The sequence below is a fragment of the Pseudoalteromonas sp. 1CM17D genome (assembly GCF_023161805.1).
Lineage (GTDB): Bacteria > Pseudomonadota > Gammaproteobacteria > Enterobacterales > Alteromonadaceae > Pseudoalteromonas > Pseudoalteromonas atlantica.
The window spans coordinates 352332-362320 of the sequence record NZ_JALNTP010000002.1 but is presented as its reverse complement, the minus strand read 5'-3'; the positions used below and the strand labels follow the sequence as shown (position 1 = coordinate 362320).

7 protein-coding genes are annotated in these 9989 nt (G+C 40.6%); 4 read left to right on the top strand and 3 right to left on the bottom strand.

What is annotated here, in order from left to right; translation table 11 throughout:
• The first annotated feature begins 137 nt into the window (after positions 1-137).
• The 4 genes from MSC25_RS05325 to MSC25_RS05310 are packed head-to-tail and all read left to right on the top strand — an operon-like array spanning position 138 to position 6332.
• Positions 138-2111 carry a TolC family outer membrane protein gene (locus tag MSC25_RS05325; RefSeq protein WP_248442827.1) on the top strand — a complete coding sequence of 658 codons (1974 nt, stop codon included), beginning with the start codon at positions 138-140 and terminating at the stop codon, positions 2109-2111.
• A gap of 53 nt (positions 2112-2164) precedes the next feature.
• Complete coding sequence (locus tag MSC25_RS05320) at positions 2165-4303, top strand: type I secretion system permease/ATPase (RefSeq protein ID WP_024033056.1); 2139 nt, start codon at positions 2165-2167, stop codon at positions 4301-4303.
• Entirely contained in the window at positions 4300-5721 is a 1422-nt protein-coding gene (locus tag MSC25_RS05315; protein WP_055252885.1) for an HlyD family type I secretion periplasmic adaptor subunit, read from the top strand. Before MSC25_RS05320 ends, MSC25_RS05315 begins: the two co-directional genes overlap by 4 nt.
• 23 nt (positions 5722-5744) lie before the next feature.
• Entirely contained in the window at positions 5745-6332 is a 588-nt protein-coding gene (locus MSC25_RS05310; RefSeq protein WP_024033058.1) for a response regulator transcription factor, read from the top strand.
• 133 nt (positions 6333-6465) lie between these two features.
• Here MSC25_RS05310 and MSC25_RS05305 read toward each other — a convergent pair whose 3' ends face one another.
• The 3 genes from MSC25_RS05305 to MSC25_RS05295 form a co-directional block, all read right to left on the bottom strand.
• Positions 6466-8424, bottom strand: a complete 1959-nt coding sequence (locus MSC25_RS05305) for a LapD/MoxY N-terminal periplasmic domain-containing protein (RefSeq protein WP_029774508.1) — start codon at positions 8422-8424, stop codon at positions 6466-6468.
• Positions 8424-9074, bottom strand: a complete 651-nt coding sequence (locus tag MSC25_RS05300; RefSeq protein ID WP_036963734.1) for a transglutaminase-like cysteine peptidase — start codon at positions 9072-9074, stop codon at positions 8424-8426. Before MSC25_RS05300 ends, MSC25_RS05305 begins: the two co-directional genes overlap by 1 nt.
• Before the next feature lie 418 nt (positions 9075-9492).
• Positions 9493-9948: an LPP20 family lipoprotein gene (locus MSC25_RS05295; RefSeq protein ID WP_004589651.1), complete on the bottom strand. Its 456-nt coding sequence runs from the start codon at positions 9946-9948 to the stop codon at positions 9493-9495.
• Positions 9949-9989 lie beyond the last annotated feature (41 nt).

The following is a 9989-nucleotide window of genomic DNA, read 5'->3' as shown; positions in this document are numbered from 1 at the left end:
TTTAAAAAAACATTAAAAATAAAAAAGTGGTAGATAATAAATTTTATGCTAGCCAAAACGATTATTTGCGAAAAATGCATTTATTGACTAAACCATATGGTAGGTATTGATAGCCCAAGTAACCCTAAGAGGAAGAAATGATTAAAAAAAATACTTTACTAAAGCAAAAAGGAAAGCTGCTTATAGGTTTAACGCTAAGTGCGCTTGGCGCAACTAACGTGGTAAAAGCCGATGACAGCTCTGTGGCGCCGCTTACATACGTCACCAGTAAAGCAATTGAAAATAATCCCGAGGTACAACAAGCATGGCATACATTTAAATCCTCAATTTATGGCGTAGATGCAGCCCGCTCAGGCTACTTACCTAGCGTTGATGTATCTGCCAGCGCAGGTTATGAGCGCCGAAACTACGGTATAGAAGACGAATACAACCGCAACACTGCAGAGCTTAGTGTTACTCAAATGCTTTACGACGGGTTTAGAACATCTAACACCGTTGAAAGGTTTGAGCGTATTCAGCTCATTCGGTATTTTGAATTACTCTCACAAACAGAGCAAACTGCATTAGATGCATCTATTGCATTTTTAGATGTGCAAAAATTTAAAGAACTTGTGACACTCGCTGAAGAAAACCTGCAAGAACACGAGTCTGTATACCAACAAATTGAACAAAGTGTAGGAGCCGGTGTTGCCCGAGCAGCAGATCTAGAGCAAATTAGCGGGCGCTTATCGCTAGCGCAATCTAATGTGCTAACCGAGTACGCTAACCTGCACGATGTAACCGCGCGTTATTTAAGAGTTGTTGGCGAGCTACCCGTTAATGATATAAAACAAGCCAAATTAGATGAGCAAAACGTGCCCATTTCTATTAACCAAGCGCTTGATATAGCCTATAAAAACAGCCCTGCTTTTTACGCATCGCTTTATAATATAGAGGCACAAGAAGCCAATGCTCAGGCACAAAAGGCAGCGTTTCATCCAAACGTAGACTTATCTGCCCGTTACGGCACACAAGACAGAGACGAGCTAGGTTTAAACGAAACAAGAACCGAAGCACGGGTAGGTATAGACATAACCTATAACCTGTACAACGGGGGCCTAGATAGCGCCAACCTTGAACAAGCATACCAAGATGTAAATATTGCCAAGTATCAACGCGATCAAGCTTGTGTTGATATTCGTCAAAGCCTACAAATTGCCTATCATAATGTGAACAATATAGAGCAAAAGCTACCCACGCTTGAAAGCTATAAAAACTCGTCAAACAGAGTAAAAATAGCCTACCGAGACCAATTTGATATTGGCCAACGCACCTTGCTTGATGTACTTGACGCTGAAAACGAGGCATTTCAATCTAACCGCTCGTACATTGTTGCTCAATACGATAGACAAACAGCCATTTTAACTATGCTTAACGAAATGGGTAAACTATTGCCAGCTCTAAATGTTATGTCTGACAAGTACCCAACATTAACAGAGTTAACAGATGACCCAATCGTGCATAACGCACAAAATATATGCCCAAGTTACGATGTAGCTGCCACCTTTAAACGCAAAGCTTTTTTACAAAAAAAAGCCAAGCAAGATAACGCCTACATGAGCGTTACAGCAATGCCTAGGTATTTAGAAATGCCACCAGAAACTCCTAGCGCATCGAGTTTTGCAGATGACGATAACGACGGCGTACCTAACGAGCAAGACACCTGCCCAAGCACCCCAGCGGGAACAAATGTAGACCTGTCTGGGTGTACTTTGTATGACCAAGCGACCGACTCAGTTGAAATAGGCATTCCCTTTTCAGCCGACTCAAGCCAAGTGCGCCCAGAGTACTTGCAAGAGGTAGAAAAGCTCGCGGAGTTTTTAAAAAATAACCCTGACAAAAAGGTAGAGATCCAAGGTCACGCCTCATTAGATGGCGATAGAAAATACAACCGCAAACTTTCAGAGCAACGTGCCTTTGCCGTAGCACAATTACTTATTGAGCAATTTGGTATAGCGCCTAATCGTGTTCAATCATTTGGTTATGGTATTGATCAGCCACGCGTTAATGAAATTTCGGTACGTGCTAATGCGGCAAACCGCCGTATTGAGGCGGTTATTACCGATAGTTAAGAGGTGCTTAAAACAAATAAATTTAAAATGTTTTACATAACATTGGATGGTATATGGAATTAAATGATGTACTTGATCATGGCGGCGCACTGGTAGATTGCCTTGCAGTATTGTGCCGCTTTCATGATAAAGATTTTTCAAGGGAGGCCTTATTAAATGGCCTCCCACTAACAGATGGAAACTTAACGCCCTCAGGATTTGCACGTGCTGCAAAACGTGTGGGCTTTAAATCAAAAGTTGTAAATAAGCCTCTTAATCAAATTAATACTGCTTTATTACCCGCCATTATTATTTTAAATAATAACCAAGCGTGCGTGGTAACCGCTATTGATAACCAAAAACAAACAGCGCAAGTTACTTACCCCGAGCTAACCGAGTCTGTTGTAGAAGAAGACCTAGAACAGTTAATTGAAAAATCAACAGGTTTAATTATTTATGCTCATCCAGAGTTTATGTTTGATGAGCGCTCCCCGGTGCTTGAAAAGCTCTCTAAAGATGGCTGGTTTTGGGGCGTAATAAAAGAATGCCGCGCACTGTACAAAGACGTCATAATCTCCGCCATTGCATTAGGCGTTTTGTCTGTTGCCATGCCTTTATTTGTAATGAATGTATATGACCGAGTAGTTCCTAATCATGCAACAGAAACCCTCTGGGTTTTAGCCATCGGTATTTTAATAGCGCTGACCGCCGACTTTGTACTGCGCTTAGTACGCAGCTACTTTGTAGAGCTTGCGGCAAGTCGTATAGATGTAAAAGTATCTGCGGTTATTATGGAGCGCGTACTTGGTATGAAGCTTAAAAATAGGCCCTCATCAGCGGGGTCATTTGCGAGTAACATACAATCGTTTGAAGCCGTACGTAACTTTTTTAGTTCAATAACCTTGGTCGCGCTGGTTGATTTACCCTTTGTTGCTATATACCTAATTGTTATTGCAATAATAGGTGTACCGCTTAGCCTACCCATTATCGCAGGTGCCCTAATACTTTTAAGTTATGGCATAGCAGCCCACAGAAAACTTGAAGCGCTGTCAGAGCAAACCATGAAAGCAAGCTCAATGCGCAACTCCATACTTGTAGAAAGCTTAACCAACATTGAAGATGTAAAAAGTTTTCACAGCGAATGCAAAACCCAATCAACATGGGAAAAATCAACTATTTATATTGCTCAGGTTAATGCGCAAAGTCGCTTAATCTCAAGCTCAATCTCTAATAGCGCAGCGTGGATACAACAATGTGTTGGCGTGATCATTATGATCATCGGTGTTCATTTAGTTATTGAAGGCGAGCTCACGCAAGGGGGATTAATAGCCGCTTACTTACTTTCATCACGTGCAATGGGGCCGCTTGGGCAATGCGCCGCCGTACTTGCGCAATATCATCATGCTGCTATTGCTATGCAATCGCTTAACGAAATAATGGAGAAAGACGTTGAACGCCCGCCAAATAAACATTGGTTAAGCCACCCCGTATTAAACGGCGAAATAGAATTTAAAGACGTATGCTTTAAGTATGAAGACGACGCGGCCGATGCGCTTAGTAATATTAGTTTTAAAATAAAAGCGGGCGAAAAAGTGGCTATTTTAGGGCGCAACGGTTCGGGTAAAAGCACCCTCGAAAAACTTATTTTAGGCCTTTATGACCCAACCGCAGGCTCCGTAATGGTCGATAACAACAATATACAACAAATAGACCCCGCAGAACTTCGTCATAACATAGGGTACGTACCCCAAAATATAGCGTTGTTTTTTGGTAGTTTAAAAGACAACCTCACTATTAGCGCATGGCATGCTAAAGATGAGCAAATAATTAGCGCATGCGAAAAAAGCCAGTTATTCGAGTTAATAAACTCTCACCCCGATGGGTTTGACCTACAAGTTGGTGAGCAAGGTCGCTTGCTATCTGGCGGCCAAAAACAAGCAATTGGTATCGCGCGTGCATTAATAAACGACCCTCCTATCATGCTGTTAGATGAGCCTACCTCATCGCTTGATCACAATAGTGAAAATAAAATTATTCAAAATTTAAAAACCGCCACCCAAGACAAAACCTTAATTGTAGTTACTCACCGGTCGTCTTTACTTTCGTTGGTTGATCGCATCATCGTGCTCGATAACGGAAAAATAGTTGCCGATGGGCCTAAACAAAAAGTAATTGCCGCACTGAATAACCAAACAGTGGAGCAAGCATCATGAGTGACAATAAAAAGCCCCTAGAGCAGCGCTCTTTTGAATCGGTAAGTAAAGCAATAGAAGCACGTAAAAAAGGTAAGCCTTCAATCTTTAATCGCTTATTTAAAGGCTGGCTTTCGCCTCCTGAATCACAAGATTGGGTAGTCGATGCGCAATGGGAAAAAATGCAGCAAGAGCCTGCCAGCGCACGTTTTTTGTTATACCTCATTTGCATTGCATTTATTTTGCTTACAATTTGGGCGGGCTTTGCGCCACTGGATGAGGTAGCCCGTGGTGAAGGACGCGTTATCCCATCAAATAAATTACAGTTAGTGCAATCTTATGATGGCGGTATGGTAGAAAAAATAAACATTCGAGAAGGGCAAATTGTTGAAGAAGGTGACGTATTAATAAAAATTGACCCTACTCGGTTTATTTCAAGCTTTAGAGAAAACCAATCTAAAGTGCAATCACTCACTGCAAAAGTAGCCAGGTTACAAGCCCTTACCAGAAAAGAAGATCTCGTTTTTCCTGATGAGCTTGTTAAGCAAGTACCCGAGGCGGTCGCTCATGAGCGCTCAATATATTTAAGTAATCGCCAAGAATTAGAGCAGCAAGTGGCAATTCATAAACGCCAGCTAGAACAACGCAGACAAGATCACATTGAAGCAAAAGCCGCTTTGCAACAACACACTAGCGCTCTAAGGCTAAGTAATCGTGAGCTGCAAGTAACACGCCCACTGTTAAGAACCGGTGCTGTATCTGATATCGACATCATTAGGTTAGAGCGTGAAATAGTTGATTTAAACGGCGAAATAAACCGCACTAAAGCCGTTATTAACCGCAGTTTATCGGCTATCAACGAAGCTAAAAACAAAGTAACAGAAGTCGAACTTGCGATGATCAACCGCTGGAACAACGAGCTTTCGGAGGCATTGCTGCGTTTAGAGTCGATAAAAGAAACCGAATCAGGGCTTGCCGACAAAGTGGCCCAAACTGAGATCAAATCACCGGTTAAAGGCACGGTACAACGTTTATTGGTTAATACCGTAGGCGGCATTTTACAACCCGGCAGTGATGTTTTAGAAATAGTCCCTTTAGATGATCAACTTATTGTTGAGGCAAAAATACCGCCGAAAGATATTGCCTTTTTACGCCCTGGGCAGCCCGCCATGATTAAATTTAGCGCCTATGATTTTGCGGTATACGGCGGACTAGAAGCCGAGGTACTGCATATAAGTGCAGATACAATTACCGACGACAGAGAAAATACTTTTTATTTAGTGCAATTAAAAACCACTAAAAATAACTTTTCAGAAGAGTTGACTATAATTCCAGGAATGACCACACAAGTGGATATTATTACTGGTAAAAAAACCGTCTTGGAATATTTACTTAAACCCGTACTCAGAGCTACATCGCAAGCAATGACAGAACGCTAAACTGAATTTATTGGAGTAAATTAATGCGTCAAAGTATATTTATTACACAACCCGAACTTGAATCGAGCCACTGGCGAAGTGCGTTTGCAGGTTGTGTAATATGCACCAAAGAACCAAAACAAATTAATGCATCAAGTATTATATGGGTTCTGGCGGGCACTTCGGGATGGCTTGAACTGGTAAAAAAATATGCCCAAAAACGCTTGCCAGTTATTGTAATGACCACAAATCTAGAAATAGAGGAACTTAGAGCAGCCCTGCAAGCGGGCGCAAGAGGCTATGTAGAAGCACTTGCATCTAAAGTAATATTACAACAGGTACTTGAGACTATTTGCTCAGGCGGCCTGTGGTTACCTGGGCAGCTACTATCTAATATTGTTGGGGCACTAAGTCAGCAGCAAATAAATTACACCCAAGCCTGCGATATTCAAAGCTTAACTAAACGCGAACGCCAAGTTGTTGATATAGTTATAACAGGGGCAACCAATAAACAAGCCGCTGAGTCACTAAATATTACAGAGCGGACAATTAAAGAGCACATGAGCTCAATTTTCACTAAGTTAAAAGTGCGCGACCGTATACAACTTATGTTAGCAGTTAAAGGTAACTAGCTTAAGCTGAAATAATAAAACCTTCGCCAGTTATAGTTAACCTAATAAACAAAGGCTTATAGGTTAAATACTGAATTGCATTTACCTATTCACCGCCATTATTAAACCACTCCCCTTTAATTAAAGAGTCGCTTTACGACTCTTTAATAACTCCATCAAAGCCAAGATTAACCAGTGTATCTATATCGTCTTGGCTTGTTACGCCCTGTGCGACCACTTTAATACCAATAGAATGTGCTAATGTGCAAACACCGCGTAAGAAGGTTTGATTGTCTTGGCTGTAACTAATGTTATGCGCGTAAATGCTGTCTATTTTAAGCATTTCTAAGCCAAATTCTTGAATGTTCTTAATCTTAGTAAATTCAGGCCCCACACGTTTAAGTGCCACTTTAGCGCCCATACAACGCACTTGCTCACAAAATTCCTTAAATATATCTTTTTCGTTTACGACAATGTTTTCGCGTATATCAAAACATATATTTTTTGCTAAATCAGGAAAGGCAGACACATAGGTTAATACCGAGGCAAGCGCGGTATCATCCATTAATGTTTGCGCCGAAAGCTCTACAGCAATCAATTCATTTGGCGGCGCTTCACCGTACTGTTTAACAATTTGCTTGATTAAACTCCAATCCAAACGCGCTAATAGGTTTAAGCGATTAGCCCATTGATAGTAGTAGCTTGATTTATAATGTTGGCCGCCAAATTCTAAACTTAAGCTAAGCTGGTGCTGTAACAAGGTGTCGTTAAAACCCATAACCTCTAAACAATTTAACTGTATAGTTTTTTGCTCAAGCGCATCCTCAATAGCCTTTTGCCAGCCAGTAGAGTCATCAAAAATTTCACTCTTTTGTTTGTTATCAATGACCTTAGCCTGCACGCCAGGTTTGTTACCTGCTGTTTTTAATAAACCATCTACACGGCGTAATAAATCAAAGCGGGTGTCGTTTTTCTCTATGTAGGTACAACTGTGTACAATGGCCAAATCAATATTTTTGTATTCATCAACAATCGATTTATGCAGTGCGGTTATTTGCTCGCTAAGCGCCTGAATATCATCAGTATCGCTAAACAACACAGTAAAGTCGGTATGTGATATACGCGCAATATAGTTTTCTGAAAAGTGCGCCTGATTCGACTCTAAAAACTGTGTTAACACCTGAGAAAAACGGCGTAAAAAGTTAACCATTTCTACACGGCTAATCGATTCACTTATTTTATCTAAATTAACCACCCTAAATAAAAACAAAGCACCATGGGCATGATCTTTCACTTTTTGTAAATGAGCCTCTAATGTGGCACTAAAATACTCTCGATTGGCAAGCCCTGTTAGCTCATCGTGCTGGGCTTTAAAACGCAACTCCTCTAAGCGCTTATTATCTTCTTTTATAATGCGACTAAACCGTGTCGATAATAAATTCATCGACTGCACAAGGCGTGCAAACTCAAAGGTTTTTGGCACTTTTGATTTAATAAAACGCTTATCGCCAAAGGCGTTAGCTTGGTACACCACATCATCAAGTGGCGTTAAAATTCTACGTAATAAATACGCACTTATGGCACAAGCAAAAAATGCCACCACTAAAAAGCTAAAAAACAATTTGAGGGCGCTTTCCCACAATGCTTGCTCAGCATATTGGCTGTGGCTTTCAACAAATAAGGTGCCAAATTGCTGCCAACCGTTGTTAACCTGCCCTACACCTGGCTGTACATTAAGCCCATATACCGCTCTAAACCAAGCTGGTGCGGTATTTTCTAACGTGTCGGTAAATACGCGCTTTACAATAACCTCACCATTTGGGTCTTGCAGCTCTATGCGTTTGTAGTGGCCGGTATCAAAAGTGGCCGACACTAAAAGCTCAAGCTCTACAGGGTCTTTTTCAAGCTGACTAATCATCAGCGCTAAAGAGCTGGCATTATCAACATTTTTTAAATACAGCTGCGTAGAAAAATAGTTTCTAGCAGAGTTAGTACTTATTAACACGCTACTTATAAAGCCAACAAAAATCACCACCAGCAAGGTGATCCACAGCTCTTGCCTAAGAGTGATTTTTCTTTTTTTGAAAAACTTAAATAAGGAAAATGACGCCATTACCACATAACCCCTTCTTGTGATGTCTGCTCCAAAATTTTACGCCAACGCGATAGCCTTGCTGTCGGGCTGGCTACACTTTTAGTCGAGTTATTTGCCCATAAACCTTGGCTGTTAAAACTAAATACCGGGCTTAAATCAACGCGTTTTGCTGCAGGTAACACTTTTGTTATTAAACTATCTAAAATAAGCGGCTGAGCATTAGGCGTAGCAAAGTAGCCTAATACCATGTGTGCTTGTGTTTTGTTTGTACCAGCAAGCTTAGCTTTTACATATATAAGCCTAAGCTTGTCGTCGCTTACGCCTAAGGCGCGTAAACTAATGTATTTAGCAATGGCATAATCTTCACAATCACCTAAACCACGGCCAAGGGTTTCTAATGGTGTAGCCCAATAGTCGTTTTGCTTCCAAAGCTGTATATCGGTTTGGTATCGAAGATTGCGTGCAAAAAAGTCGTTAACAATTAAAATTTGTTGTTGTTCTGGTTTATTTTGGGTGCGCACCAGCATAGTTTGCCAATTACGCGCCACAGTGACTCGCGCAGGGCCATATTTTTGCCCCATTAATTCTATAAAGGTATTAAATTGAATAGTTAAACGGCTCGCAAACACGCCGCTTGAAAGTAAAAAAAATAGCAGTAAATAGCGCAAATTGCTTTTGCACCAAAAAAATAGCTTATTTGAGGAAAGAGTGGGCCTAAGTGTCATTCACAGCCCAAAAAAAGAAAAATTAAAAACATACACCAAACGCTACACTACTTGTTCAAATATTATTCGTAACAACAGCATAGCACTCAATATAAAAGGATGAGATATTTTGTATGTGTTTTTTTACTAGATTTAAATTTTAACTCGGTCATTTCAACATTGCTTAATACATTAACTAACGTATTGAACCATCGTTGTATTTAAAGCTGATTTATCAAACCCTAGATTTACAGAAAAACGCTCCCGTAAATAGCAAAGTTATGTATTGCTGTACGAGTATATTCCACGCGCTTAACGCTAAAACCAGCCGTTAAAATAGCAGCTTAATGTAGCTTTACTATTTAAAGTACTGGCCAGTTACTTAGTAGTAGGTCACTTTTTTAACTTCACGCGGCTTAATTTCACCTATATATAAGTCGTGCACGCGCTTCATGTTTAGCTCAAGCTCGGTAACGTATACATCGTCAACTGAGTAAGTTTTAATAATTTGCGCACCTTTAATTATGCCCTGCACTTTACTTTCCATGTAATCGTTTTGAGCAATAGCACCTGCTACAGACGTGCCCGCTGTAATTTTTTGCCCATAAACTTGCTCAGTCAGTTCACGGTACGCCTCAAGCTTAGAGGCCTTAATTGCCATTAATTGCTTTTGTGATTTATTAGCCCCTTGCTGCAAGCTAATAGGTGCATAACCAACCGCTTTAAGTATGGGATAATTATTTGGCTCTACATATTTGTACTCAACATGTTTATCAAACACGTTGCTGCAACCGGCAAGACCAAGGCCTGCTAAAGTAAGTAATATAATTGCACGCATTTATTTGCACCCTTTAAACTAATTGCGCAAATAAATGCAGG

What these genes read in the sequence shown, in the direction of transcription:
- MSC25_RS05325 (WP_248442827.1), top strand. Translation starts at nt 138, where the DNA reads ATGATTAAAAAAAATACTTTACTAAAGCAAAAAGGAAAGCTGCTTATA.
- MSC25_RS05320 (WP_024033056.1), top strand. Translation starts at nt 2,165, where the DNA reads ATGGAATTAAATGATGTACTTGATCATGGCGGCGCACTGGTAGATTGC.
- MSC25_RS05315 (WP_055252885.1), top strand. Translation starts at nt 4,300, where the DNA reads ATGAGTGACAATAAAAAGCCCCTAGAGCAGCGCTCTTTTGAATCGGTA.
- MSC25_RS05310 (WP_024033058.1), top strand. Translation starts at nt 5,745, where the DNA reads ATGCGTCAAAGTATATTTATTACACAACCCGAACTTGAATCGAGCCAC.
- MSC25_RS05305 (WP_029774508.1), bottom strand. Translation starts at nt 8,424, where the DNA reads ATGGCGTCATTTTCCTTATTTAAGTTTTTCAAAAAAAGAAAAATCACT.
- MSC25_RS05295 (WP_004589651.1), bottom strand. Translation starts at nt 9,948, where the DNA reads ATGCGTGCAATTATATTACTTACTTTAGCAGGCCTTGGTCTTGCCGGT.